This is a genomic window from Variovorax sp. V116 (genome assembly GCF_041154435.1).
GTDB classification, from domain to species: domain Bacteria; phylum Pseudomonadota; class Gammaproteobacteria; order Burkholderiales; family Burkholderiaceae_C; genus Variovorax; species Variovorax paradoxus.
Genome location: NZ_AP028661.1, coordinates 2,878,803 through 2,903,748 on the forward strand (window position 1 = coordinate 2,878,803; position 24,946 = coordinate 2,903,748).

Annotated in this window: 23 protein-coding genes; 20 read left to right on the forward strand and 3 right to left on the reverse strand. The window is 68.0% G+C overall.

What is annotated here, in order from left to right:
• The first annotated feature begins 250 nt into the window (after positions 1 to 250).
• From ACAM58_RS13785 to ACAM58_RS13810, 6 genes are read left to right on the forward strand one after another with little or no spacing between them, the layout of a single operon-like run.
• Complete coding sequence (locus ACAM58_RS13785; RefSeq protein ID WP_369663014.1) at positions 251 to 2,593, forward strand: type VI secretion system Vgr family protein; 2,343 nt, start codon at positions 251 to 253, stop codon at positions 2,591 to 2,593.
• A 3-nt stretch (positions 2,594 to 2,596) separates the two neighbouring features.
• Positions 2,597 to 3,040, forward strand: a complete 444-nt coding sequence (locus tag ACAM58_RS13790) for a hypothetical protein (RefSeq protein ID WP_278879269.1) — start codon at positions 2,597 to 2,599, stop codon at positions 3,038 to 3,040.
• Positions 3,041 to 3,047: 7 nt separating this feature from the next.
• Entirely contained in the window at positions 3,048 to 5,693 is a 2,646-nt protein-coding gene (locus ACAM58_RS13795) for a DUF2169 domain-containing protein (protein ID WP_369663015.1), read from the forward strand.
• Entirely contained in the window at positions 5,690 to 6,802 is a 1,113-nt protein-coding gene (locus tag ACAM58_RS13800) for a pentapeptide repeat-containing protein (protein ID WP_369663016.1), read from the forward strand. Before ACAM58_RS13795 ends, ACAM58_RS13800 begins: the two co-directional genes overlap by 4 nt.
• The gene (locus tag ACAM58_RS13805) at positions 6,799 to 7,533 is read left to right on the forward strand and encodes a DUF3540 domain-containing protein (protein ID WP_369663017.1); all 735 of its coding nucleotides are present in this window, start codon (positions 6,799 to 6,801) and stop codon (positions 7,531 to 7,533) included. Before ACAM58_RS13800 ends, ACAM58_RS13805 begins: the two co-directional genes overlap by 4 nt.
• Positions 7,534 to 7,549: 16 nt before the next feature.
• On the forward strand, positions 7,550 to 7,936 hold the full coding sequence (locus ACAM58_RS13810; protein WP_369663018.1) for a DUF4150 domain-containing protein: 387 nt from the start codon (positions 7,550 to 7,552) through the stop codon (positions 7,934 to 7,936).
• Between the two features lie 6 nt (positions 7,937 to 7,942).
• Here ACAM58_RS13810 and ACAM58_RS13815 read toward each other — a convergent pair whose 3' ends face one another.
• The 3 genes from ACAM58_RS13815 to ACAM58_RS13825 form a co-directional block, all read right to left on the reverse strand.
• The gene (locus ACAM58_RS13815) at positions 7,943 to 8,929 is read right to left on the reverse strand and encodes a tripartite tricarboxylate transporter substrate binding protein (RefSeq protein WP_369663019.1); all 987 of its coding nucleotides are present in this window, start codon (positions 8,927 to 8,929) and stop codon (positions 7,943 to 7,945) included.
• 91 nt (positions 8,930 to 9,020) lie between these two features.
• Positions 9,021 to 10,097, reverse strand: coding sequence for a phospholipase (locus ACAM58_RS13820; protein ID WP_369663020.1), 1,077 nt, complete (start codon positions 10,095 to 10,097; stop codon positions 9,021 to 9,023).
• A gap of 361 nt (positions 10,098 to 10,458) precedes the next feature.
• Complete coding sequence (locus ACAM58_RS13825) at positions 10,459 to 12,834, reverse strand: Tex family protein (protein WP_369663021.1); 2,376 nt, start codon at positions 12,832 to 12,834, stop codon at positions 10,459 to 10,461.
• Between the two features lie 186 nt (positions 12,835 to 13,020).
• On the opposite strand from ACAM58_RS13825, the gene ACAM58_RS13830 reads away from it, so the two are divergent.
• The 14 genes from ACAM58_RS13830 (at position 13,021) to ACAM58_RS13895 (ending at position 24,945) form a co-directional block, all read left to right on the forward strand.
• On the forward strand, positions 13,021 to 13,758 hold the full coding sequence (locus ACAM58_RS13830) for a FadR/GntR family transcriptional regulator (protein ID WP_369663022.1): 738 nt from the start codon (positions 13,021 to 13,023) through the stop codon (positions 13,756 to 13,758).
• Positions 13,759 to 13,826: 68 nt separating this feature from the next.
• Complete coding sequence (locus ACAM58_RS13835) at positions 13,827 to 14,657, forward strand: ABC transporter substrate-binding protein (RefSeq protein ID WP_018904449.1); 831 nt, start codon at positions 13,827 to 13,829, stop codon at positions 14,655 to 14,657.
• A gap of 44 nt (positions 14,658 to 14,701) precedes the next feature.
• Positions 14,702 to 15,556, forward strand: coding sequence for an ABC transporter substrate-binding protein (locus ACAM58_RS13840; protein ID WP_012747980.1), 855 nt, complete (start codon positions 14,702 to 14,704; stop codon positions 15,554 to 15,556).
• 7 nt (positions 15,557 to 15,563) lie between these two features.
• Positions 15,564 to 16,601 carry an L-idonate 5-dehydrogenase gene (locus tag ACAM58_RS13845; RefSeq protein WP_018904451.1) on the forward strand — a complete coding sequence of 346 codons (1,038 nt, stop codon included), beginning with the start codon at positions 15,564 to 15,566 and terminating at the stop codon, positions 16,599 to 16,601.
• A 49-nt stretch (positions 16,602 to 16,650) separates the two neighbouring features.
• Positions 16,651 to 17,316, forward strand: coding sequence for an amino acid ABC transporter permease (locus ACAM58_RS13850; protein ID WP_012747982.1), 666 nt, complete (start codon positions 16,651 to 16,653; stop codon positions 17,314 to 17,316).
• A gap of 16 nt (positions 17,317 to 17,332) precedes the next feature.
• Positions 17,333 to 17,992 (forward strand): amino acid ABC transporter permease, encoded by a 660-nt coding sequence (locus ACAM58_RS13855; protein ID WP_012747983.1) that lies wholly within the window; start codon positions 17,333 to 17,335, stop codon positions 17,990 to 17,992.
• Positions 17,989 to 18,774 (forward strand): amino acid ABC transporter ATP-binding protein, encoded by a 786-nt coding sequence (locus ACAM58_RS13860; RefSeq protein WP_018904452.1) that lies wholly within the window; start codon positions 17,989 to 17,991, stop codon positions 18,772 to 18,774. Before ACAM58_RS13855 ends, ACAM58_RS13860 begins: the two co-directional genes overlap by 4 nt.
• 48 nt (positions 18,775 to 18,822) lie before the next feature.
• Positions 18,823 to 20,034: a D-mannonate dehydratase ManD gene (gene manD / locus ACAM58_RS13865; RefSeq protein ID WP_307592802.1), complete on the forward strand. Its 1,212-nt coding sequence runs from the start codon at positions 18,823 to 18,825 to the stop codon at positions 20,032 to 20,034.
• A gap of 5 nt (positions 20,035 to 20,039) precedes the next feature.
• On the forward strand, positions 20,040 to 21,557 hold the full coding sequence (locus tag ACAM58_RS13870) for a mannitol dehydrogenase family protein (protein WP_369663023.1): 1,518 nt from the start codon (positions 20,040 to 20,042) through the stop codon (positions 21,555 to 21,557).
• Between the two features lie 38 nt (positions 21,558 to 21,595).
• Positions 21,596 to 22,090: a hypothetical protein gene (locus ACAM58_RS13875; RefSeq protein ID WP_038107168.1), complete on the forward strand. Its 495-nt coding sequence runs from the start codon at positions 21,596 to 21,598 to the stop codon at positions 22,088 to 22,090.
• Between the two features lie 59 nt (positions 22,091 to 22,149).
• Positions 22,150 to 22,512: a GIY-YIG nuclease family protein gene (locus ACAM58_RS13880; protein ID WP_012747988.1), complete on the forward strand. Its 363-nt coding sequence runs from the start codon at positions 22,150 to 22,152 to the stop codon at positions 22,510 to 22,512.
• A complete protein-coding gene (locus ACAM58_RS13885) occupies positions 22,509 to 22,988 on the forward strand; it encodes an AsnC family transcriptional regulator (RefSeq protein ID WP_369663024.1) in 480 nt (159 codons plus the stop codon). The genes ACAM58_RS13880 and ACAM58_RS13885 overlap by 4 nt, the downstream gene beginning before the upstream one ends.
• A complete protein-coding gene (locus tag ACAM58_RS13890) occupies positions 22,958 to 23,533 on the forward strand; it encodes a DUF2239 family protein (protein WP_027729609.1) in 576 nt (191 codons plus the stop codon). Before ACAM58_RS13885 ends, ACAM58_RS13890 begins: the two co-directional genes overlap by 31 nt.
• A complete protein-coding gene (locus ACAM58_RS13895) occupies positions 23,530 to 24,945 on the forward strand; it encodes an MATE family efflux transporter (protein WP_018904458.1) in 1,416 nt (471 codons plus the stop codon). Before ACAM58_RS13890 ends, ACAM58_RS13895 begins: the two co-directional genes overlap by 4 nt.
• Position 24,946 lies beyond the last annotated feature (1 nt).

Below are 24,946 nucleotides of genomic sequence, written 5' to 3' on the forward strand. Positions count from 1 at the left end.
GTCGTTGATCAGCGGTACACAACGAGCGTGCCCAGGTGCACAGAGCATCGGGTGCTCCCCGCAGCGAAATCAAGGAGGAGCCGAAGGCGGGGGACATTCGCGGAGGGGAGTACCCGGTGATCTGTGCACACCCCCCGAACAACAGCGCCCCAAACTAGAGCGCACGTCATGTATATGACATAAGGAATTTCTAGACTGCCAATCGAAGGCTTCGCATCCGCAGAAGCCCCAAGGGCCAGGGAAATTTCGAATGCCACGTACCGTCCAGGTTCACACCGTACTCAACGCCGAGCAGCTGAAGTTCCGCGCGATGCGGGGACAGGAAGGCCTCTCGCAGCTGTTCGAGTTCGAGGTCGACATGGTCAGCCCGAGCTTCAACCTCGACCTGAAGAAGCTGCTGGGCACTTCGCTCACGCTCGAACTGCAGGACGAAGGCGCATCGCGCTTTCTCAACGGCACCGTGGTGCGCTTCGAGCTCGTGGGCCGCGCCAACGAAACCGGCCGCCACTACGTCTACCGCGCATTGGTGCAGCCCTGGCTCTGGTACCTCACGCGCACCACCGACTGCCGCATCTTCCAGAACAAGAGCGTGCCCGACGTGCTCGACGAAGTGCTCGGCAAATACGGCTTCGAATACGAGAAGCGACTCAGCGGCAGCTACCGCCCATGGGAATACTGCGTGCAGTACCAGGAGAGCGACTTCGCCTTCGTCTGCCGCCTCATGGAGCACGAGGGCATCGCCTACCACTTCGAGCACCGGAGCGGCTCGCACCTGCTGGTGCTGGCCGACGACATCGGCGGCTACAACACCCTGCCGGGCCACGCCAGCATCGCCTACCGTCCGCGCGACCGCGTGGTGAACGCCATGGAGCCCTGCATCGACCAGTGGCGCATCTCCGAGCAGATCACCTCGGGCCGCGTGATGCTCGACGACTTCGACTTCAGGAAGTCGCGCGCCTCGCTCCAGAGCGTGCAGCAGGACCCGAAGGGCCACGACCATTCGAGCTACGAAGTCTATGAATGGCTGGGCGGCTACAGCGAGAACGACCAGGGCGACAGCTACGCGAAGATCCGCCTACAGGAGCTGCAGTGCGCGCACGAGCTGGCCACGGGCCACACCAACGTGGCGGGCATGGCGCCGGGCTACCTGTTCCAGATGACGCACTGCCCGCGCGAGGCCGACAACCGCGAATACCTCGTCACGCAGACCCGCTACGACCTCCAGGAGCCCGAGTACGCGACCGGCGGCACGGCCGAATCGGTGTGCGAGTTCGACTTCACCGTGCTGCCTTCCAGCGTGCCCTACCGCCCCGCGCGCAAGACGCCCAAGCCGCGCACCAGCGGCCCGCAGACCGCCACCGTGGTCGGCCCCGAAGAGATCTGGACCGACCGCTTCGGCCGCGTGAAGCTGCAGTTCCGCTGGGACCGCTACGGCCAGTCGGACGAGAACAGCTCGTGCTGGGTGCGCGTGTCCAGCAACTGGGCCGGCGCCAACTACGGCACCATGCACATGCCGCGCGTGGGCCAGGAAGTGATCGTCGATTTCATCGGCGGCGAACCCGACCGACCCATCATCACCGGCCGTGTCTACAACAACGACCAGATGCCGCCGTGGGAGCTGCCCGCCAATGCCACCGCCAGCGGCATCCTCACGCGCTCGAGCAGCGGCGGCGCGGCCAACCAGGCCAACATGCTGCGCTTCGAGGACCGCAGCGGCGCCGAGCAGATCCTGCTGCATGCCGAGCGCAACCTCGACGTGGAGGTGGAAGCCGACGAAACGCACACCACCAGCGGCACGCGCACCACCCTCATCCAGGGCCACGAGTCGGCCACCTACCAGAGCGGCGAGACGCGCGACATCACCGCGGGCGCGAAAGAAACCATCACCGGCGGCGACACGCGCGACGTGACCGGCGGCTTCAGCGAAACGGTCAGCGGCGGCGTCACGCAGACCATTTCGGGCGGCAAGAAGCGCACGCTCAGCGGCGGGCTGAACGACACCATCAGCGGCGGCGTCAACCTTGCGATCACCGGCGGCTTCCACGGCACCATCGATGGACGGGAGATCCGCTTCGTGAGCGGCGGACGCAACGACACCATCGACACCTCGAACACCGTGCTGGTCAACGGCCCCTCGAACACCACCGTGACCGGCCCGACGGTGCACACCTCCCCGGATGTGACCTTCAACACGACGAACCACATCCACAACACGACGCAGCACGTCATCAACACCAACGTCTACAACACCACGTCGAACACCTACAACAACCTGACCAACAACTACACGAACAACTCGGTCAGCTACACCAACAACTACTCCAAGAGCAGCGACTGGAGGTGGTTCCGCCTGGGCGGCACCGGCCTGAACATGGACGTGTCGGGCATTTCGCTGGGCGTGGTGGCCGTGCGTTCGATGGCCATCGGCGTGCAGGCGCAGGCCATCGGCGTGAAGCTGGAGGCTGTGGGCGCGGAGTGGAAGAACAAGGCAATGTCGCTGGGGGATGCCGGTGCGCTCATCCAGCTCGTGGGCACGGAGATCAAGACGGGCGGCCTGCGCGCCGGCATCCAGGCGCTCAAGATCCTGCTCTGAAGCGTGGAAAACGTGCTCGAGATCGTGCTGTGGGGGGTGTTCGGCATCGTCAGCCTGGGCGTGATCGTGCTCGCCGCAATCGTGCTCACGGTGTCGCTGATGAGCCATCGCGCCTATGCCGAGGAAGGCCGGCTGTGGCAGCAGCTGCAGGCCAGCGGGCGTCCGCTGCAGGGCGTCGCGGTTTCCCTGGTGCGCTCGCCCAGCGGCTACTCCCGTCGCGGCCCCGTCGGGCAGCGCATGACAGCCGTGCAGCTGGGCGTCGCCTACGTCGATGCCGACGGCATCGAGCAGCAGACCACCTTGCGCACGCTCATCGACGAGGACCTGCTGGCCCATTTTTCCGCGGGCCGGCCCGACATCCATCTACTGCAGGACCCGCAAGACCCGTCGCGGCTGGCCATCGACCGCAGGCACACCCCCCTGGTGATCCGCGGCGCAAGGCGCTGATCCCGCCGTGAAGACCATCAAGCCCCTGCGCCTGAGCGTCCTGACGCGACCCTTCCTGCGCGCGCAAAGCCAGCGTCTCGCACTCACCGTGATCGGCATGCACACCCTCGGCGAAGGGGGCGTGCTGCTGCCGGAGACGGAGCTCTGGAAGACCGTCTCTGCCGAACTGGGAAACCAGTCCGCGATCGATCTCGGCATTCCCAAGCTGCGGCCCGAATTCCTGGTGAGCGGCCAGGCCTACACCTGCCACCAGCAGGACAAGACACGCTGCGCGGTCGACCTGCGCGTCGGCACCTTGCGACGCCAGTTCCTCGTTTCGGGCGACCGCTACTGGCTGGATGGCCGCGCCACCGAGCCGCAGGCTTTCGACACCATGCGCCTGGACTGGCGGCACGCGTTCGGCGGCCCCGGCTTTGCCGCCAATCCCGCGGGCATCGGGTACGCACCCGAGATGGTCAATGGCCTGCTGGTGCAGCGGCTTCCCAACGTCGAACGCCCGGGCGATGGCATGGACCGCCCCGACCGCAGGCCGGTCCCGGCCTGCCCGGGTGCGATGGACGTCGATCTGCCCGAACGCCTGAAGCTGCTGGGAACGGACTACGGCGACCAGTGGCGCGAGACGCTCTACCCCGGCTTCGCGCGCGACATGGACTGGCAGTTCTTCAACGCCGCGGCTGCGGAACAGCGCTGGAACGACGAACTGTCCATCCCCGCTGCCGCGCCCTACGAGATCTGGAACATGCACCCAGAGCATGCGGTGCTGCGCGGACGGCTTCCGGATCTGCGCGCGCGCGGCTTCGTGGCGAGAAAGTCTGCGCGGCCCCTTGCGCTGGAAGAGGTGCCGCTGCGGCTGACCACCGCCTGGTTCTTCCCGCACATGGCGCAGGTCATGCTGATCTTCCACGGCGAGACGCTCATCGTAGAGGACGATGCCGCGGATATCACGCATGTCATGCCGGCGATGGAGGCGGCAGACAGTCCGCAGCGCCCCCTCTCCCACTACGGGAAGGTCTTCGGGAATCGCTGCAACCTGGAGAAAGGCGCGATCCATGCGCTCCTCGACGAGGAACTGCTGCCGGCCTCGGCCATCGGCCCCTGGCTGGACCAGATCGACGCGCGCGAATCGATCCTGGCAAGGAACATCAAGGACAAGGGCGAGCGCCTGCGCGCCGAACTGACGGCGCGCGGCCTGGAGGCCGGCCACAAGGCGCGCCATTTCCGGGAACGGCCCCTGCCGAAGCCTTTCGACAAGATGCCCACGCTGGCCGAACTGCCCGAGTTCATCGACAAGACACGCGCCTACCAGCGCGAACAGCAACGCAAGCTGGAGGAAGCCAGGCAGGAGGTCGCGAAGGCGGCCCGGGACAACGCATCCGAATCGCGCAAGGCGGGCTTCGACAGCAGCCGGATCACCGACGAAAGCCAGAACGCGCAGCTCAAGGGCCCGCCGAAATTCGAGGCCGAGACGATCGTCGAGGGCCTGGTTGGCATCGCCGCGGCCACGGGCACCCCGGCCATGAGCGCCGCCGAGCACGCCGAGCTGCAGGCCCTCGGGCAGCGGGGCCGGCAGGACATGCTGACGCTGTACCGCATGGCGGCCCACCACCAGGCCGCTGCCGATCCGATGGCTGCCGAACAGAATGCGCAGACGCGCGAACGCGTGCTCGCCGCCATGGCCGCGGACCGCGACCTGTCCGCCATGGATCTGACGGGCTGCGACCTGTCGGGCCTCGATCTGCGGGGCGCCCGCATGCACCGGACCTTGCTCGAAGGCGCCCGCCTCCAGGGCACCCGCCTGGATGGCGCCGACTTGAGCCAGTCGGTGCTGGTGCGCGCCGACCTGCGCCAGGCCTCGTTGGCGGGCTGCAACCTGGAGCGTGCCAACCTCAGCCTCGCGCGCTGCGAAAACACCAACTTCGCGCAGGCCCGCTTCGAGCGCACGCAGATGGAAAAGCTGCGCCTCGACGGCTGCTGTCTCGACGAAGCGAGGTGGAGCCATCTGTTGCTGCAGGGGATCGAACTCGCGGACTGCAGCCTTCGGCGCGCCGACCTCCGCTACGTGAGCATGGCCGAACACTGCCGGCTGGCGCGCTGCGACTTCGGCGAGGCACGCCTGGAAAAGGTGCTGTTCGTGCAGGCCGAATTCGAGTCGGTGGATTTTTCCGGCGCCACCGTCGAAGCCTGCAGTTGGGCCCACACGCCGCTGCACAAGGGCATGCGGTTTCGGCATGCCATGCTCAAGACCACCAGCTTCGTCGGCACCACGGATCTTCGCGAGGCCGACTTCGAGGATGCCACGCTGGTGCATTGCACCCTGCGCGAGCTGCCTCTCGACGGCGCGAACTTCAGGCGGGCGACGCTCGATACCTGCGATTTCTCCTCCGCGTCGCTCAAGGGCGCGGACCTGCGCGCGGCGGCGGCGCCCGACAGCCTCTTCATCCGCGCCGATTTCACGCGTGCCTCCCTGCGGCTCGCCAATCTCATGAATGCCAACCTTCAGAAGGCCTGCCTGGTCGATGCCGACCTGGGCGAGGCCAACCTGTTCCGTGCCGATGTCTCCCAGATCCTCATCACCCCCGGCACGATCACCCTGGGTGCCCACATCGACCAGATAAAGACACTGCCCCGGCGCCCCGAGGCGGGCGGCGCGTGAATGCCGAGACGCTGGCAGCCCAGGTCCGCAACGGCGAGCCGATCCGCGAGAAGGACTTCAGCCACATGGACATGAGGGGCATCGACCTGCGCGGCGGCGTGTTCAGCGAATGCAGCTTCCGGGGCGTTCAGGCCGATGCCGCGCGCCTGGGCGAATCCCTCTTCGAGAAATGCCGCTTCGACCAGGCGCAGTTGCCGGCGGCGGAGCTGACGCGCGCCGCCTTCCACGAGTGCAGCCTGCAGGATGCGGTGCTCGATGCGGCCTCCATGCCGCATTCGGTGTTCAGCGGCTGCACGCTGCGGGGCATTCGGCTGGAAGAGGCCTTCATGGACCAGGCGAACTTCCATCGAAGCGAGCTGCGCAACGCCTGCCTGGACCGTGCCAGCCTCGACAAGGCCGTGTTCTCCGAGTGCGACTTGACGGGCGCGTCCTTCAATGCGGTGGCCTTCTCGTCGACCATCTTCTTTCGCGCAGCGCTGGCGGGCACACGCTACGCCGGAGCCAGCTTCACGAACGCGATCTTCAGCGAGGCGGATCTTGCGGGGCAGGACTTCTCCGGGCAGCAGTTCCACCTCTGCCAGTTCATCGATGCGGTGCTGGCGGCCTGCCGATTCCGCGATGCGCGCCTCACGCAGTGCAACTTCAAGGGGGCCGACCTGCGCAATGCGGTGCTGGCAGGGGCGCAGGCCATGCAGTGCCTGTTTCCCGAGGCCGATCTGCGCGGCGTCGATGCGCGGCGCGGCCACTTCCAGCAGAGCATCTGGGTCGACGCCCATCTCGACGGCGCAGACTTCTCGCAGGCGCAGCTCGAGCAGGGCGTCTTCCATCGCGCGCACTGCGGGCAGACCGCATTCGCCGGCAGCCGCCTGGACTACGCCGATTTTTCCTACGCCTCGCTGGTCCAGGCCGACTTCCGCGATGCCGCTTTCCTGCGCACCGTGTTTCATCGCGCCGACCTGGACGGCGCGAGGTTCAGTACCCGCCTGGGTACGCTGGACCGGGACCCTGCGCTGCACGAAGCCGAGAAGGTGGCGCTCCAGCAACCCGAGCGCCCATGCCGCCTGGACCGCGACATCCATGGCCGCCGCCCCAAGAAAGAAAGCCCATGACCTCCACCCGGACCACCGACGGCCACACGATCGCCACTGCACGCCATGCAACGCAAGGCGTGCTGGATCCGCTCATGCAGCGCCCTTCGCATGCGGCCCGCGCGGACTCCGGCACGCGGACCGCCACCGTGATTGCCAGCGATGGCGATCCCTGGTTCGAGGTCGACCTCGACGACGGCCAGGGATCGCTGCGCTGCCGGCGCGTCGCCAGCTGCCTGCTGCTGCCGGCGCCGGGCGATACGGTGCTGATCACCTCGACCCGCCAGGGCGACAGCTACGTCATCGCGGTGGTCGTCCAGGCCGATCCGCGGCAGGCGACGCTGGCCGTGGACGGCGACCTGACGCTGGTGTCGCGCTCGGGTGGCATCCGCGCGCGCAGCGCCGGCCCGATGGCGCTGGAGTCGGACACCTCGATCGCCATGCAGTCGCCCGAGTGGCGCGCGCAGGCCCGGCGGGCCCATTGCGAGATCGGGGAGATGGACTACCAGGGCGCCCGCATCCGCTTCAGCGTGCTGGTGTCGCGCTTCGTCGGGCGCACCTGCGAGGTGGTGCTGGATCGCCTCAACCTGCTCACCCGCTCGAGCTTCCGCCTGACCGAGGAGATGGAACAGGTGCGTGCCGGCCAGATCGACATCCAGGCCGAAGAGACCCTGCGCCTGCATTCGAAGAACACGCTGCTGACCAGCAAGGGGCTGGTCAAGGTCGATGCCGAGCAGATCCACATGGGCTGAAAAAAAGGAGCACCGCATGTTCGCCAACTGCCAGATGATGGGCCTCGATCTCGCCTTCCCCGACGTCTGCAAGACGCCGCCGGCGCTGCCCATTCCCTACCCGAACTTCGCGCTCGGACCCACGGCCATCCCCAACGCCTGGAACATCCTGTACGGCGGCGCGCCGGCGCACAACCTGGCCACCACCACGCCCATCACCAACGGCGACAACGCGGGCGTGCTGATGGGCGTGGTGTCGCAGACGGTGATGGGGCCTTCGCGCCACATCACGGGGGCTTTCACCGTGCTGCTCAAGGGCACGCCCTGCACGCGCATGACCAGCCTGTCGGTGCAGAACCGCTGCAACATCGTCGGCATGCGGATCGTGCCGAGCCAGTTCAAGGTGCTGGTGCTGGCGGCCTGATTTTTTTTATTCCGCCTTCACACCCGCCGTGCGGATGACCTTGCCCCACTTGGCCGTCTCGGCCTTGATGAAGGCATCGAACTCCTCGGGCGTGCTGCCCGCCGGAATGGTGCCCATGGCGTCGAGCTTGGCGCGCGTCTCTTCGCTTTTGATGATGCGCGCGAGCTCGTCCGACATGCGCTTGACGATGTCGCGCGGCGTGCCGGCCGGCGCCAGCATGCCGGCCCAGGTGCTGCCGGTGAAGCCCGCGAAGCCCTGCTCGATGAAGGTCGGCACATCGGGCGCAGCGGTCAGGCGCTTGTCGCCCGCCACGCCGATGAGCCGCACCTTGCCCGCCTTGGCCTGGTTGATGAGGCCCGTGGGTGCATCGAAGAACAGCTGGATCTGGCCGCCCATCAGGTCCGTGAGCGCAGGCACTGCGCCGCGGTACGGAATGTGGATCATGTAGGTCTGCGTGAGCGACTTCCACAGCTCGGTCGTCAGGTGCGCGGCCGAGCCATTGCCCGACGAGCCGAAGCTCACCTTGCCGGGATTGGCGCGCGCGTAGTCGATGAGTTCGCGCGCGGTCTTGAACGGTGCATTGATGTTGACCGCGGCCAGCAGCGGCGAGATGCCCATCAGCGAAACACCCGCCAAGTCCTTTTGCGGGTCGTAGGGCAGCTTGGGGTACAGCGTGGTGTTGGCCGCATAGGCCGCGATCACGACGCCGAAGGTGCTGCCGTCGGGCGGCGCCTTGGCAATGGCATCGACGCCGATCAGGCTGTTGGCACCGGGCTTGTTGTCGACCAGCACCGGCTGGCCGAGCCGCGCCTGCAGGCCCACCTGCACCAGCCGCGCCATCTGGTCCGTGAACCCGCCCGGCGTGTAGGGCACGATGATGCGGATCGGCTTGTTCGGCCACGCGCTCTGTGCCAGCACGGGCATCGGAACGGTCGCGGCGGCAGCGGCGGCGGCAAGGGTGAATCGGCGGCGTGAAATGCGGGCCTGCGGCATGGATGGCGGCTTTCTCTGGACAAGAATGATCCGGCCATTCTCGAAGCCGCTGCGCCGCCGACCCCTCAGGGTTTGCCCCGGCGGGGCCTGTTCAGAGCGGCAGGATGTCGCGCGTGCGACCGCCGGTTGCGAGCCAGGCTTCGAACTCGTCCGACAGCCGCTCGGCCTCTCGCGTGGCACGGCTCCATGCGCTGATGCGCGCCTGCGCGTCGTTCGCAAAGTGGATGAAGTCCTTGCGGTCGGGCAGCTTGCCGTTGGGCAGCGAGCGCACCCAATCGGCATCGGGCGCGAGCACCACCATGCGGTCCAGAAAGCTGGTGGACCTGTGGCGCCAGCGCAGGCCCTTGTCGAGCCAGCCCGGCACCACCGCGCGCTGGAAATGCGGGTACAGCACGATGCCTTCGTCGGCCGGCTGGTAGTCCAGGTGCAGGTGGTAGTCGGTGATGCCGCCGTCCCAGTACGCACCGCGCGGCGCGCCGGGAATGTCGTGCACCGCGGCCAGAAGAAACGGAATGGAGCACGAGGCCTGCAGCACCAGGTTGAAGTTCTCTTCGCTGAGCGCGTGCTGTCGCGTGCGGAAATCTTTCGTGCCGAAAGGCAAGGCCGCGCCGGGCGTGGAAAACACGCAGCGCTCCAGCCATGCGCCCAACCCCTTGCGATGCAGGCTGTTGGTGGCAAAGGCGCCCAGGTAGCCGACCGGCGTGCGCGCCCTGCCCTCGCGCCCGAGGATGTGGCGGCCGCGCGAAGTCACCACGTGGAGCCGGTAGCGCGAGTGGTGCAGCACCTCACCGATGCGTCCGCCGTAGAAGTCAGCCAGGCTGTCGGCAAAGCGTGCGCTGAGCTGCTGCGGGCTCAGGCGCTTCTGCCCCGGCGGCACCTCGAACTGCTGGCGCACGTAGTCGTGCTCGAAACGCGCAAAGGCTTTCTGCGGCTCCGCGAGGCAGGCCGTGGCCAACCGCCATGCGCCGATCGACGCGCCCACCAGGTGCACCGGCTGGCTCGACTGCATGAGCCATCGCCCGAAGATGAAGCGGTCGAGCGGCCCAAGGATCAGGCCCTTGGGGCCACCCGCTGCGCCGGGAATGGTACGCACGTCCTGCGGGCGCAGGCCGTGCTGTTCGATGTGCTTGCGGGCGGCGGGGCCGGCGTAGATGCGCAGGGCTTTCATGCCACCCTTTGCTCGGAAATGACATCCATGTGCAAAGAAGGCATCCGGACTTCTCTCATTGATCCGGCGCAACACCCCGCCTGCGTGCTTCACCTCTCCGCAGAACGAGGAGCTCGCTACGCGCAGGCGCGAAAAGCAGCAACTCCTTGATCGAGGGAGTGGCCGCAGTGGCCTCTTCGCCTTCGGGTTGAGCGCCTTCTTTCGATTGCCCGCTCGGACAGGCATTCGGACGATCGATGACGCGCACCTTCGTGATTGGGACTGGCTGGCGGCTCATTGCACTCACTCCCTCGGCCCGGTTTCTGACTTGCTCGGCAACTTGATCGCCCCGTTCGCTACGAGATGACGCTCTCAATGAATACTACTTGCGCAACCCCTGCAGCTTGGCAAACGCACTCGCCATCTGTCCCGCGGGCTGCGGCGAGTTGTCCCGGCGCGGGCCCTGCTGCTGGCCGCGGCCTGCGCCTTCGAAACGGTTGTCGCGCGGGCCGTCGCGGCGCGCGGGGGCGGCGTCGAGCTTCATCGACAGGCCGATGCGCTTGCGCGCCACGTCCACTTCCATCACCTTCACCTTGACGATGTCGCCGGTCTTGACGACCTCGCGCGCGTCGTTCACGAACTTGTGGCTCAGCTGGCTCACGTGCACCAGGCCGTCCTGGTGCACGCCCAGGTCGATGAAGGCGCCGAACTGCGCCACGTTGCTCACGGTGCCTTCGAGGATCATGCCCTCGACCAGGTCCTTGATGTCGTCCACGCCGTCGTTGAAGCGCGCCACCTTGAAGTCCGGGCGCGGGTCGCGGCCGGGCTTCTCGAGTTCGCCGAGGATGTCCTTGACCGTGATGACGCCGAACTTCTCGTTCGCGAACAGCTCGGGCTTCAGGGTCTTGAGCATCTCGGCGCGGCCCATCAGCTCGGCAATGGGCTTGCCGGTCTTGACGATGATCTGCTCGACCAGCGGATAGGTCTCGGGGTGCACGCCGGTCACGTCGAGCGGGTCGGCGCCGCCGCGGATGCGCAAAAAGCCCGCGCTCTGCTCGAAGGCCTTGGGGCCGAAGCCGCTCACGTCGAGCAGCTGCTTGCGCGTGGAGAACGCGCCGTTGGCTTCCCGCCAGCGCACCACCGCCTTGGCCACGCTGGCCGACAGGCCCGAGACGCGGCTCAGCAGCGGCACGCTCGCGGTGTTGAGGTCCACGCCCACCGAGTTCACGCAGTCTTCCACCACCGCCTGCAGCGTGCGCGCGAGTTCGCTCTGGTTCACGTCGTGCTGGTACTGGCCCACGCCGATGCTCTTGGGGTCGATCTTCACGAGCTCGGCCAGCGGGTCCTGCAGGCGGCGCGCAATGCTGGCGGCGCCGCGCAGGCTCACGTCCACGTCGGGCATTTCCTGCGAGGCGAATTCGCTGGCCGAATAGACGGAAGCACCGGCCTCGCTGACCACCACCTTGTCGACCGTCATCTCGGGTGCGCCGGCCTGCGCGGCCATCTTGGCGAGCAGCTTGATCAGGTCGGCGGCGAGCTTGTCGGTCTCGCGGCTGGCGGTGCCGTTGCCGATCGCGATCAGGTTCACGCCGTGCTTGGCGCACAGCTTGCCGAGCGTGTGCAGCGAGCCTTCCCAATCCTTGCGCGGCTCGTGCGGGAACACGGTGGCGGTCTCGACCAGCTTGCCGGTGGCATCGACCACGGCCACCTTCACGCCGGTGCGGATGCCGGGGTCCAGCCCCATCACGACGCGCGGGCCGGCCGGTGCGGCCAGCAGCAGGTCGCGCAGGTTGTCGGCAAACACCTTGATCGCCACCTTCTCGGCCTCTTCGCGCAGGCGGGTGAACAGGTCGCGCTCGGTGGAAAGCGCGAGCTTCACGCGCCAGGTCCAGGCCACGCACTTGCGCAGCAGGTCGTCGGCCGCGCGGCCGGCATGGCTCCAGCCCAGGTGCAGCGCGATGCGGCCTTCGGCGACGCTGGGCTTGCCCGGCTCGGGCTCCACCGGCAGCACCAGCTTGGCGTCGAGGATGTCGAGCGCGCGGCCGCGGAACACCGCCAGTGCGCGGTGCGAAGGCACGCGGCCGATGGGCTCGTCGTAGTCGAAGTAGTCGCGGAACTTGGCGACATCGGCGTTGTTCTCGTCCTTGCCGGCCATCAGCGTGGACTTGAGCAGGCCTTCGTTCCAGAGCCATTCGCGCAGGCTCTGCACCAGCGCTGCATCCTCGGCCCAGCGTTCGGAGAGGATGTCGCGCACGCCGTCGAGCACGGCGGGAACGGTCGAGAAATCAGGGCCCGGCTTGCCATCGTCGAGCGTGGTGGCGGGCTGCAGGAAGGCCTTGGCTTCCACGGCGGGGTCGAGCGTGGGATCGGCCAACAGCTTGTCGGCGAGCGGCTCGATGCCGAACTCGCGCGCGATCTGGCCCTTGGTGCGGCGCTTCTGCTTGAACGGCAGGTACAGGTCCTCGAGCTCCTGCTTGGTCGGCGCGAATTCGATGGCGGCGCGCAGCTCGGGCGTGAGCTTGCCCTGCTCGTCGATGCTCTTCAACACCGCGGCGCGGCGGTCTTCGAGTTCGCGCAGGTACGAAAGGCGCGCCTCGAGTTCGCGCAGCTGGATGTCGTCGAGGCCGTCGGTCACTTCCTTGCGGTAGCGGGCAATGAACGGAACCGTGGCACCGCCATCGAGCAGTTCGATGGCCGCCTTCACCTGGTGCTCGCCTACCTTGATCTCGGCGGCGAGCTGGCGAATGATTTTTTGCATGTCGGAGGGGATCCCTGGAACTGGCGACGCCGTTCGGACGCCTTGCGGATAAAGCGCGGAAGTTTGCCATAGGGTGCGGCCGCCCCAGGCGCCGCGGCGCCCGCGCAAACGCCATTGCTAGTGGTAAACCACTATGGGTCTAATTGGTATGCCACGCAAAATGTGGTCTAACCACTTTGATCCGCCATGGCCCTCAAGCTCATTCACCCGTCCTCCGAAGCGATGTCGAAAATCGGCCAACCTCCAATGGAGAAGCCGTACCAGCGCCTGGCTGCCAATATCCATGAATTGGTCAAACAGGGTGAGTTTCTGGTCGGCCAGCGGCTGCCCTCCGAGCGGGCGCTGGCCGAGCGCTTCGACGTCAGCCGCACCTCGGTGCGCGAGGCCATCATTGCGCTGGAGCTGCAGGGCGTGGTCGAGGTGCGCGGCGGCTCGGGCATCTACATCTGCCAGCCGCAGGACGCGCCCACGCGGCTGCCGGTGGTGCAGGAAACCGGCGCCGGCCCCTTCGAGCTGCTGCGCGCGCGCTGCCTGATCGAGTCCGAGATCGCCTCGCTGGCGGCCACCACGCGCAAGGACGCCGACCTCGACAAGATGTTCGGCGCGCTCGCCACCATGCGCGAGCAGATGCACGACAAGGAAGCCAACGAGGCGGCCGACTGCATGTACCACCTGCACATTGCCGAATCCACCGGCAACAGCGTGCTGCTGCAGACGGTGACGAATCTCTGGGACCAGGCCAAGGGCCCGATCTGGACGCAGATCGAGCAGCACTTCCATTCGCCCGCACTTCGCCTCCAGTCGCAGGACGACCACCAGCGCATCTTTGCCGCGATCGTCTCGGGCGATGCCGAGGCCGCGCGGCTGGCCATGCGGGCGCACCTGGAACGCGTGATCGGCGAGTTCGCCCAGAGCTGGCGCTAGGCGCCCTGCCCCGCGCGCGGCTGCCCCGGCGCGCTTCATCCTTTCAAAAAAAGACGGAGACACGAACCATGAAGCCCAAACTCGCCCGCGGCCTGGCCGCACTGCTGCTCGCCGGCAGCTTCGGCGCCGTCCAGGCGCAGGAACCGCCCGCGCCCGGCGCGAGCCCGCGCATCGACGCCATCCGCAAGGCCGGCGAACTGCGCGTCGGCGTGCTGCAGAACGCGCCTTGGCTGATCGAGAACACCACCGGCAACGGCGAGCCCTGGAGCGGCCCGGCCTGGCTGCTGGCCAAGGAGTACGCCCGCCTGCTCGGCGTCAAGCTCAGCACGGTGCCGGTGTCGCACGAGACCAAGGTGCCGGTGCTGGCATCGAACCAGGTCGACATGACCATCAGCCCGCTGGGCGAAACGCCCGAGCGCTTGAAGGTGGTCGACTTCGTCGTCTATTCCGCCACCAGCGTGTGCATGTTCGGCCGTGCCGACAACGCCAAGCTGGCCAAGGCCGCATCAGTGGACGACCTCAACCGGCCCGAAGTGACGATCGCCTACTTCACCGGCGGCGCCGAGGAAGGCTGGGTCAAGGAACGCTTTCCCAAGGCCAGGCTGCGCGCCGTGGCCAGCTCTGGCGCCACCGCGCCGGTGGAGGAAATCATGGCGCGCCGCGCCGATGCGGCACCGATCAACCGCGTGCCGTGGGTCGGGCTGCAGCACAAGGTCAAGGGCCTCGCGGTGCTGCCCAAGGAAAACAACTGCCAGGGCAGCACCGAAAAAGCCTCGCCGGTCGGCCTGGCCGTCGACAAGAACCAGCCCGCCTACCTCGAATGGCTGCGGCAGGTCGCCAAGGCCCGCAAGGCGCAGCTCGACGCCGACGAGGCCCGCGTGATCGGCGCACTGAAATAAGCAAGCAAGTCACACATCAAGCCAACAGAAAACCGGAGACCTTCATGCCACACATCCCCCGCACTTTCCTCGGCCGCAAGCTGGCCCGCGCAGCACTCGCGGCCGCCCTGGCCGGCAGCTGCATCGGCGCACTGGCGCAGACGCCGCCGCCACCCGGCGCGAGCCCGCGCATCGACGCCATCCGCAAGGCCGGCGTGCTGCGCGTGGGCGTGGTCAACAACCCGCCCTGGCTCGCGCAGAACACCGCGGGCGACGGCGAGCCGTGGTCGGGCCCGTCGTGGACGCTGGGCAAGGAGTTTGCGAAGCTGCTGGGCGTGAAGGTGGAGCCCGTGCCGGTGAGCCATGAGACCAAGGTGCCGTCGCTCACGGCCAACCAGATGGACATCATGATCGGGCCGCTGAACGAGACCGCGGAGCGCGCGAAGATCATCGACTTCGTCACCTTCTCGAGCACCGGGGTGTGCATGTTCGGCCGCGCCGACAACCCGAAGTTCACCAGCGCGCGCACCCTGGAAGACTTCAACAAGCCCGAGATCACCATGGCGTATTTCTCGGGCGCGGGCGAGGAGCCGCTGGTGCGCCAGCAGTTCGCGAAGGCCAAGCTGCGCGGCGTGGCCAACTCCGGTTCGGTCGCGCCCATCGAAGAGGTGCTGGCCGGCCGCTCCGACGTGGCGCCGCTCAACCGCATGCTGTGGCCCAACATCAGCAAGAAGGTCAAGGGCCTGGCCGTGTTCCCCAAGGAGAACGACTGCCAGGACAGCAAGATCTTCCAGATCCAGACCGGCATGGGCGTGGCGAAGGACCAGCAGGTGTACCTCGACTGGCTGCGCGCCGTGGCCCAGCGCATGCAGCCCGCGCTCAGCGAAGAAGAGCGCCGCATGACGCAGAACCTGAAGTAACAACACCATGCTGAACTGCGAAATCCACGGCGCGCTCGACCTGCGCCTTGCCGAACGCCCGGCCGAACCGCTGGCGCCCACCCAGGTGCGCGTGGCCGTCAAGGCGGTCGGCATCTGCGGCTCCGACCTGCACTACTACCGCCACGGCCGCGTCGGCGACTTCGTGATCCGCGCACCGCTGACGCCGGGGCACGAGGCCTCGGGCCAGGTCATCGAAGTGGGCGCGCAGGTGAGCTCGGTGAAGCCGGGCGACCGCGTGGCCCTCAACCCGTCGCGCACCTGCGGCGTCTGCCGCTTCTGCCGCGCGGGCGCTTCCAACCACTGCGAGAACGTGCACTTCTTCGGCAGCGCGAGCCGCTGGCCCCACATGCAGGGCGCGATGCGCGAGCAGGTGGTGGTGGAGGCCACGCAGTGCCTCATCGTGCCCGACACGCTGTCGTTCGAGCTGGCCGCCTTCGGCGAGCCGCTGGCGGTGGCACTGCATGCGGTGCAGGAGGCCGGCTCGCTGCTCGGCAAGACAGTGATGGTGGTGGGCGCGGGGCCGATCGGCGCACTGATCCTCATGGCCGCGAAGCTCGCGGGCGCGAGCCAGCTGATTGCGGTGGACATCGTGGACGAGACGCTCGCGGCCTGCACCCGCGTCGGCGCGACGCGCACCATCAACGCGGCCACGCAGCCCGATGCGCTGCAGGCATTGGCCGCGGACAAGGGCCAGGTCGATGCGTGCTTCGAGGTTTCGGGCCACTACGGCGGCCTGGCCAATTGCATCCGGTCGACGCGCCCGCGCGGCACCATCGTGCAGGTGGGCACGCTGGGCGGCAACAGCGAGGGCTGCCCGTTCAACCAGGTCATGGTCAAGAGCCTGCACCTGGTCGGCAGCTTCCGCTTCGTCGACGAATACGCCTGGGCGGTGGACTACCTGAGCCGCGGCCTGCTGGACGTGTCGCCCCTGCTGACCGAGGCGGTGCCGGTGGCACGCGTGCACGACGCCTTCGCGCTGGCGGCGGACCGGCACCGCGCGATGAAGGTGCTCGTCACGTTCTGAGGGCGGGGTCGCTTGATCCTGCCGCCCTTCCCTCTCCCGCGGAGCTTCCATGGAATTCGACTTTTCCCCGATTGCCGACAACTGGCGCTTCTTCGCCAGCGGCCTGGGCGTGACGGTCGCGCTGAGCCTCATCAGCGCAGTCACCAGCATCCTCGCGGGCCTGGCGATCGCGCTGCTGCGGCTGTACGGCCCCGGCTGGCTGCGCCGGCTGCTCGTGTTCTACATCGACTCGATGCGCGCCATTCCGGTGCTGGTGGTGCTGGTGTGGATGTACTTCGCGTTCCCGCTGCTCGTGGGCTTCACCTTCGCGCCGTTCTGGGCCGCGGTGATCGCGCTGACGCTGCACATCGCGGCCTATGCGGCCGAGGTGATCCGCGCGGGCATCGAGTCGATCCGGCCGGGCCAGACGCGCGCCGCATTGGCGCTGGGCATGTCGCGTGCGCAGCTGCTGCGCAAGGTGCTGCTGCCGCAGGCCACCATCCGCATGCTGCCGGCTTTCGGCTCGATCCTCACCATCGCCATCAAGGACACGGCCATTGCCACCGTGATTGCCGTGCCCGAGCTGATGCACCGCGCCGAAACGGTGGCGGGCCAGAGCTACCGGCCGGTGGAAGTGTTCACCGCGGTGATGGTGGCGTACTTCGCGATCCTGTTCCCGGTCACGCGCGGCATCGACCGGCTCTACCACCGCGTCGCGCACCTGGGGCGTTCATGATGAAGAGGGCCATCCCATGACTTTCGACTGGTCCGTGATCTGGACGCACCGCCAGGCCTTGCTCGAAGGCGCGGCGCTCACCGTGGGCCTCACGGTGCTGACCATGCTGCTGGCCGTGCCGGGCGGCATCGTGCTGGCACTGATGCGGCTGTCGTCCAACAAGCTGCTGCAGTCGGCCTCGCTCGGCTTCGTGGAGTTCTTCCGCAACCTGCCGCTGATCCTGGTGATCTACTGGGTCTTCTACGTGATGCCGATGGCGGTGGACTTCCAGCTGTCGCCGCTCGTCACCGCGCTGGTGGCGCTGGTGCTCAACATCTCGGCCTACAACGCCGAGACCTTCCGCGCCGGCATCAACTCCATCCGCAAGGGGCAGCTGGAGGCGGCGCTTGCCATGGGCATGTCGCGCCGCCAGGCCATGTTCAAGGTAGTCATTCCGCAGGCGGGCCGCCGCATCCTGCCGGTGATCGCGAGCACCTGGGTCTCGCTCTTCAAGGACACCTCGCTGGTGTCCGTGATCGCCGTGAGCGAACTGGCCTACACGGCGATGCAGATCCGCGCGCAGACCTTCCGCGTGCTGGAAATGCTCACCGCCATGGCCGTCCTCTACTGGCTGATGGGCTACCCGCAAGCCAAGCTGGTGGACTGGATCCACCGCAAATATGGAGTCAAGGAATGAACAACGACATTGCCCGCGCCCCGGCGCGCAAGAACGCCGACCAGCCGCCGGTGCTGGTCTACGAAGAGGTGCGCAAGCTCTATGGCGACTTCGTGGCGCTCGATGGCGTCTCGCTGCAGGTCCACAAGGGCGAGGTGATGTGCCTGATCGGCCCTTCGGGCTCGGGCAAGTCGACCCTGCTGCGCTGTACCAACGCGCTGGAAACCATCAACGGCGGGCGCGTGCTGATCGACGGCGTGCCGCTGCCCGCGCAGGAATCGGCGGTGCGCAAGGTGCGCCAGCGCATGGGCATGGTGTTCCAGAGCTTCGAGCTGTTTCCGCACAAGTCGGCGCTCGACAACGTGGCCATGGGCCCGATCACCGTGCTGGGCATGCGCGAGGCCGAGGCCAAGGCGCGCGCCATGGCGCTGCTCGAGAAGGTCGGGCTCTCGGCCAAGGCCGGCAACTTTCCGGCCAACCTTTCGGGTGGCCAGCAGCAGCGCGTGGCCATCGCGCGCGCCCTGGCCATGGAGCCCGAAGTGATGCTGTTCGACGAGCCCACCTCCGCGCTCGACCCCGAGACCGTGGGCGAAGTGCTCAGCGTGATGCAGAAGCTCGCGCAGGAGGGCATGACCATGATCGTGGTCACGCATGAAATGGGCTTTGCGCGGCGCGTGGCCGACTGGGTGGTGGTGTTCGAGTCCGGCGCCATCATCGAACAGGGCCCGCCGGCACAGATCTTCGAGCACCCCACCGTGGAGCGCACGCGCGACTTCCTCGGCCACCTCGGCTGGAACGGCTGACGACGCACGAACGCTGCTGCCGCCCCCGCCATCTCTCTTGCTTCAACCATGAAAATCACCAACGCCCGCGTCATCGTCTGCAGCCCCGGCCGCAACTTCGTCACCCTCAAGATCGAAACCGACGAGGGCCTGACCGGCATCGGCGACGCCACGCTCAACGGGCGCGAACTCTCCGTGGCCGCCTACCTCACCGAGCATGTCATCCCCTGCCTGATCGGCCGCGACGCCCACCAGATCGAGGACATCTGGCAGTACCTCTACAAGGGCGCCTACTGGCGCCGCGGCCCGGTCACCATGACCGCCATCGCCGCCGTGGACACCGCCTTGTGGGACATCAAGGCCAAGGCCGCCGGCCTGCCGCTGTACCAGCTGCTGGGCGGCAAGAGCCGCACCGGCGTGATGGTCTACGGCCATGCCAACGGCAGCGACATCGAGCACACGGTGGACGAGGTGCTGCGCTATGCGGACGCCGGCTACAAGGCCATCCGCGCGCAAAGCGGCGTGCCGGGGCTGGAGAAGGTCTACGGCGTGGGCAAGGGCACGCTGTTCTACGAACCGGCCGATGCCGACCTGCCCTCCGAGCACGACTGGTCCACCGAGAAGTACCTGCGCCACACGCCCAAGCTGTTCGAGCGCATCCGCGAGAAGCTGGGCTTCGAGCACCACCTGCTGCACGACGTGCACCACCGCCTCACGCCGATCGAGGCCGGGCGCCTGGGCAAGGCGCTGGAGCCCTACAACCTTTTCTGGATGGAAGACGCGACGCCGGCCGAGAATCAGGACGCCTTCCGCCTGATCCGCCAGCACACCACCACGCCGCTGGCGGTGGGCGAGATCTTCAACTCCATCTGGGACTGCAAGGAGCTCATCGAGAACCAGCTGATCGACTACGTGCGCGCCACCGTGGTCCACGCCGGCGGCATCACGCACCTGCGCCGCATCGCCGACCTGGCCTCGCTCTACCAGGTGCGCACCGGCTGCCACGGCGCCACCGATCTGTCGCCGGTGTGCATGGGCGCGGCGCTGCACTTCGACCTGTGGGTGCCGAACTTCGGCATCCAGGAATACATGCGCCACACCGAGGAAACCGACGCCGTGTTCCCGCACGCCTACACCTTCGACCAGGGCATGCTCTACCCCGGCGACGTGCCCGGCCACGGCGTGGAAATCGACGAGGCGCTGGCCGCGAAGTACCCCTACAAGCGCGCCTACCTGCCGGTGAACCGCCTGCAGCACGACGGCACGCTGTGGAACTGGTGAGCGCCATGACCAGGCTGAATGCCGAGATGCTGGCCGCGCTGCCGCCCGCGGTGGCGCGCCCCGCCTACGACCGCGCAGCACTCGAGGCCGGCATCGTCCACCTGGGTGTCGGCGCATTCCAGCGCGGTCACCTGGCCGCCGTCAACGAAGCCGCACTGCACGCGAGCGGCGACCTGCGCTGGGGCATTGCGGGCGTGTCGCTGCGCAGCCCCGAGACGCGCGATGCGCTCGCGCCGCAGGACGGCCTCTACACGCTCGCGCTGCGCGACGTGGACGAGACCGGCACGCCGCGCGCGTCGCTGCAGGTCATCGGCTGCCTGCTCGGCGTGCAGGTCGCGCCCGAAGACCCGGCGGCGGTGCTCGCGCGCATCGCGCATCCCGCGACCCGCATCGTGAGCCTCACCGTGACGGAAAAGGGCTACTGCCACGACCCCGCCACCGGTGCGCTGCGCGCCGACCATCCCGACGTGCTGCACGACCTCGCGCGCCCCGATGCGCCGCGCGGCACGCTCGGCTTCGTGGTCTCGGGCCTGCGCCTGCGGCAGCTGCGCGGGCTCGCACCGGTCACGCTGCTGTCGCTCGACAACCTGCCGTCCAACGGCCATTTGCTGCGCGGCCTGGTATTGGACTTCGCGCAGCGCGTCGATCCGCAGCTGGCACGCTGGATCGCCGAGCACTGCAGCTTTCCCTGCTCGATGGTGGACCGCATCGTGCCGCGCACCACCGACGCCGACCGCGCGCAGGTCAACGCCGCGCTCGGGCTGGAGGACGCCTGGCCGGTGGTCGGCGAACGTTTTCTCGAATGGGTGGTGGAAGACGATTTCGCGGCCGGCCGCCCGGCATGGGATGCCGGCGGCGCCCGCTTCGTGCCCGACGCGCGGCCCTTCGAGACGCTCAAGCTGCGCATGGTCAACGGCGCGCATTCGGCGCTTGCGTACCTGGGCGCGATGGCAGGGCTCGACACCGTGGACCGCGCCGTCGCCACGCCGGCCCTGCACCGCTACCTCGACCGCCTGATGCGCGAGGAGATTGCGCCCACGCTGCCGGCGCTGCCCGGCCTCGACCTCGATGCCTACCGCCGGCGCCTGCTCGAACGCTTCGCCAACCCGGCGCTCGCGCACCGCACCGCGCAGATCGCAATGGACGGCTCGCAGAAGCTGCCGCAGCGCCTTCTGGGCACGGTGCGCGACCGCCTGGCCGCGGGTGCTCCGATCGACCGTCTTGCACTCGCCGTCGCGGCCTGGCTGCACTACCTGCGCGGCATCGACGAACTGGGCCGCCGCCACGAGATCCAGGACCCGCTCGCCGATGCGCTGGCCGAACACTGCGCTGCGGCCGAACGCGCGGCGGCCGCGTCCGCGCCGGCACAGGCCGACGAAGCGCGCGTGGCCGTGTTCGCGGCCTTCGCGCCGGTGTTCGACAACGACCTGGGGAGCAATCCGCGCTTCGTCTCGGCCGTGGCCACGCAGCTGCGTGCGTTGCGCGAACTCGGCGTGCACAAGACACTGGCCGACCAGCCCTGAGCCAGCGCGCATCGGCCCGCGGTCACAATGCCGTGGCCATGCGCTTCTTCATCCGCCTCCTGCGCGCCCTTGCCGCGGCGCTGCTCGTTCCCATCCTGCTGTTCGAAGAATGGGGCTGGGAGCCGCTCGCCGCGCTGGTGCGCCGCCTCGCGCGGCTGCCGCTCTGGGCGCGGCTCGAAAACCGGCTGCGCGAACTGCCGCCGTGGGGCGCGCTGCTCGCGTTCCTGCTGCCGGTGCTGCTGCTGCTGCCGGTCAAGGTGCTCGCGCTCTTCCTGTTCGGCCGCGGCCATGCCGCGAGCGGCGTGACGGTGCTGGTCGCCGCCAAGCTGATCGGCACCGCCTTCGTGGCGCGCATCTTCCAGCTGGTCGAGCCCGCGCTCATGCGCATTCCGCTGTTCGCCCGCTGGTATCCGCGCTGGAAAGCCTGGAAGGACCATGTGCTGACGCTCGTCCGCGAGAGCCGGCCATGGCGCGTGGTGCGAGCCCTCAACCGCCGGCTCGCTCGCGGATGGCGGCGACTGCGCGGGGGGTGACTGCTTATTTTTACCCGGGTATATTGTGTTTTTAGTTTTACCCGGATAATATATGGCGCATGAACATGCCCCAGGAGACGAGGCGCGCCCTCGCCAGGAAATACAAGGAAACGGTCCGCCCCGCGGGCGTCTTCGCCATCCGCAACACGCTCAGCGGCCGCCTCTACGTGGCCGGCAGTCTCGATGTGGAGGGAGCGATGAACCGCGCCCGCTTCGAACTCGGCCTGCGCTCGCACCGCAACAAGGCGCTGGTGCGCGACTGGGCCGCGCACGGTGCGGCGAACTTCAGCTTCGAGGTGATCGACCGCGTCAAGGAGCGCGACGACCCGGCCTTCGACCGCGCCGCGGAACTCGAAAAACTCCTTGTGCTCTGGCGCGAGGAGCTTCAATGCCACGGCGACCGGGGCTACGACGCACCATGAGCATCGATCCGCTGGACCTGTGCCTCAACATCGGCCGTGCCCACGCCAGCCTGAACCTGAAGCTCCAGGAGCATCTGGGCGCCTTCCATGGCCTGGACTACGAAGACTTCACGCTGCTTCATCGGCTGCTGGGCGCCGAAGGCGGCCGCATGCCCACGGCCGAGCTTGCGCGATCCCTCGGGTTGCCGGTCTCGGCGTTGATTCGCAAAATGGTCCTGCTCGAAAAAACGGGCCTCGCCGAACGCACGGCCGGCGCGAATGGAAGCGGCCGCCACGCAGCCATCCGCCCCGGCGGCAGAAAATTGATGCAAGCTGCCGTCATGACCGCCGACGCGATCTGCGCCGATGCGGTGAAATCGCTGGCTCCACAAAGCCTGCCGCAAATCAACGCTGCGCTCCTTGCGCTTTGCCGCGACGACACGCGCTACGACCGAAGAAACCCGACATGCCATCCGACACGCCACCCGGCAACCTGATAGTTTTTGCCGACTTCAAATGCATCGCCCAGGGAAGCACCGCCGACGTGCTCGCGCAACTGCGTGAGCGCAAGGACGACACGCCCTACCTGGTGTTCAACGAACAGACCGGTGAACTGCTCGACTTCGACCTGCACAACCGGGCCGGCGCCGTGGCGCATGCGGCCAGCGCCGAGACCGCCGAGGAAGCCCCGCGCGGCGTGGGCCGCCCCAAGCTCGGCGTGGTCGCGCGCGAAGTCACCCTGCTGCCGCGCCACTGGGATTGGCTCAACCGCCAGCCCGGCGGCGCCTCGGTCGCACTGCGGCGGCTGGTCCAGGAAGCGAGCCGCGTCAACGCCGACCGCGACGCCGTGCGCGCATCGCGCGAAGCCGCCTACCGCTTCATGACCGCGATCGCCGGTGCCCTGCCCGGCTTCGAGGAAGCCACCCGCGCGCTGTTCGCGGGCGAACGCGAACGCTTCGAGGCGCTGATCGGCTCCTGGCCCGCGGACCTGCGCATCCACCTTCAAAAATTGTCTGCCGCCGGCTGGAGCACCACCGCATGAGAGCAAGTCCTGAAAACGCAGCCACCGGCCAGAGCGGCCTGCACGGAACGCCGGTGGCGCCCGTGGGCGCACCGCGCGCGCTGTGGAAGACCTTCCTTTTCTTCCTGGCGCCGATGCTGCTCAGCAACATCCTGCAGTCGATGTCGGGCACCATCAACAACATCTACATCGGCCAGATGATCGGCGTTGGCGCGCTGGCGGCCGTGTCGAGCTTCTTTCCGGTGATGTTCTTCTTCATCGCCTTCGTCATCGGCCTGGGCGCCGGCGCCTCGGTGCTGATCGGCCAGGCCTGGGGCGCGCGCGATGCCGCCAAGGCCAAGGCCATCGCGGGCACCGCGCTGTCGGTGGGCATCCTGCTCGGGCTGGCGGTGGCCGTGTTCGGCGGCGCCTTCACGACGCCGCTCTTGTCCTTCCTGGGCACGCCGCCCGACGTGCTGGCCGACTCCACGCGCTATGCGCGCATCATGCTGATCGCGATGCCGGGGCTGTTCGTGTTCCTGCTTTCCACCGCGATGCTGCGCGGCGTCGGCGACACGGTCACGCCGCTGCTCACGCTGCTGATCTCCACCGGAACCGGCCTGGTCGTCACGCCCGCGCTGATCCGCGGCTGGGGCGGCCTGCCGCAGCTGGGCGTTGCGAGCGCGGCCTGGGCCTCGGTGCTGGCCTTCGTGCTTGCCACGCTGTGGCTGGGCTGGCGCCTGCGCCGCCGCGGCAGCCCGCTGGCGCCCGATGCGGAGTTCATCCGCCACCTGCGCATCGACCCCAAGCTGCTGAAGGCCGTGCTGAAGGTGGGCATACCCACAGGCGTGCAGATGATCGTGGTGGCGCTGGCCGAGGTGGCGCTGCTCTCGCTGGTCAACAGCTATGGCTCCAGCGCGACCGCGGCCTACGGCGCGGTGAACCAGGTGGTGGCCTACGTGCAGTTCCCGGCCATCTCGATCGCCATCACGGCGTCCATTCTTGGCGCGCAGGCCATCGGCGCGGGCCGCGCCGACCGGCTGGGCGCCATCGCCAAGACCGCGCTGCTGATGAACCTGGTGCTCACGGGCGGCTTGGTGCTGCTGGGCTATCTGTTCTCGCGCCACCTCATGGGCTTCTTCATCACCAGCGCGCCGGTGATCGAGATCGCGCAGACGCTCTTGCACATCATGCTGTGGAGCCTGGTGATCTTCGGCATGGCCTCGGCCATCTCGGGGATCATGCGCGCCAGCGGCTCGGTGCTGGTGCCCACGGCCATCTCGATCCTGTGCCTGATCGGCATCGAGGTGCCCGTGGCCTGGTTCATGAGCCACCGCATCGGGCTCAACGGCATCTGGTGGGCCTACCCCGTGACCTTCGGCGCGATGCTGCTGCTGCAGACGGCCTACTACCGGCTGGTGTGGCGCAAGAAGGCGATCCGCCGGCTGGTGTAGG

Coding starts and splice junctions, on each gene's coding strand:
- ACAM58_RS13785 (WP_369663014.1), top strand. CDS start 251: ATGCCACGTACCGTCCAGGTTCACACCGTACTCAACGCCGAGCAGCTG.
- ACAM58_RS13805 (WP_369663017.1), top strand. CDS start 6,799: ATGACCTCCACCCGGACCACCGACGGCCACACGATCGCCACTGCACGC.
- ACAM58_RS13810 (WP_369663018.1), top strand. CDS start 7,550: ATGTTCGCCAACTGCCAGATGATGGGCCTCGATCTCGCCTTCCCCGAC.
- ACAM58_RS13815 (WP_369663019.1), bottom strand. CDS start 8,929: ATGCCGCAGGCCCGCATTTCACGCCGCCGATTCACCCTTGCCGCCGCC.
- ACAM58_RS13820 (WP_369663020.1), bottom strand. CDS start 10,097: ATGAAAGCCCTGCGCATCTACGCCGGCCCCGCCGCCCGCAAGCACATC.
- ACAM58_RS13825 (WP_369663021.1), bottom strand. CDS start 12,834: ATGCAAAAAATCATTCGCCAGCTCGCCGCCGAGATCAAGGTAGGCGAG.
- ACAM58_RS13830 (WP_369663022.1), top strand. CDS start 13,021: ATGGCCCTCAAGCTCATTCACCCGTCCTCCGAAGCGATGTCGAAAATC.
- ACAM58_RS13835 (WP_018904449.1), top strand. CDS start 13,827: ATGAAGCCCAAACTCGCCCGCGGCCTGGCCGCACTGCTGCTCGCCGGC.
- ACAM58_RS13840 (WP_012747980.1), top strand. CDS start 14,702: ATGCCACACATCCCCCGCACTTTCCTCGGCCGCAAGCTGGCCCGCGCA.
- ACAM58_RS13845 (WP_018904451.1), top strand. CDS start 15,564: ATGCTGAACTGCGAAATCCACGGCGCGCTCGACCTGCGCCTTGCCGAA.
- ACAM58_RS13850 (WP_012747982.1), top strand. CDS start 16,651: ATGGAATTCGACTTTTCCCCGATTGCCGACAACTGGCGCTTCTTCGCC.
- ACAM58_RS13855 (WP_012747983.1), top strand. CDS start 17,333: ATGACTTTCGACTGGTCCGTGATCTGGACGCACCGCCAGGCCTTGCTC.
- ACAM58_RS13860 (WP_018904452.1), top strand. CDS start 17,989: ATGAACAACGACATTGCCCGCGCCCCGGCGCGCAAGAACGCCGACCAG.
- manD (WP_307592802.1), top strand. CDS start 18,823: ATGAAAATCACCAACGCCCGCGTCATCGTCTGCAGCCCCGGCCGCAAC.
- ACAM58_RS13870 (WP_369663023.1), top strand. CDS start 20,040: ATGACCAGGCTGAATGCCGAGATGCTGGCCGCGCTGCCGCCCGCGGTG.
- ACAM58_RS13875 (WP_038107168.1), top strand. CDS start 21,596: ATGCGCTTCTTCATCCGCCTCCTGCGCGCCCTTGCCGCGGCGCTGCTC.
- ACAM58_RS13880 (WP_012747988.1), top strand. CDS start 22,150: ATGAACATGCCCCAGGAGACGAGGCGCGCCCTCGCCAGGAAATACAAG.
- ACAM58_RS13885 (WP_369663024.1), top strand. CDS start 22,509: ATGAGCATCGATCCGCTGGACCTGTGCCTCAACATCGGCCGTGCCCAC.
- ACAM58_RS13890 (WP_027729609.1), top strand. CDS start 22,958: ATGCCATCCGACACGCCACCCGGCAACCTGATAGTTTTTGCCGACTTC.
- ACAM58_RS13895 (WP_018904458.1), top strand. CDS start 23,530: ATGAGAGCAAGTCCTGAAAACGCAGCCACCGGCCAGAGCGGCCTGCAC.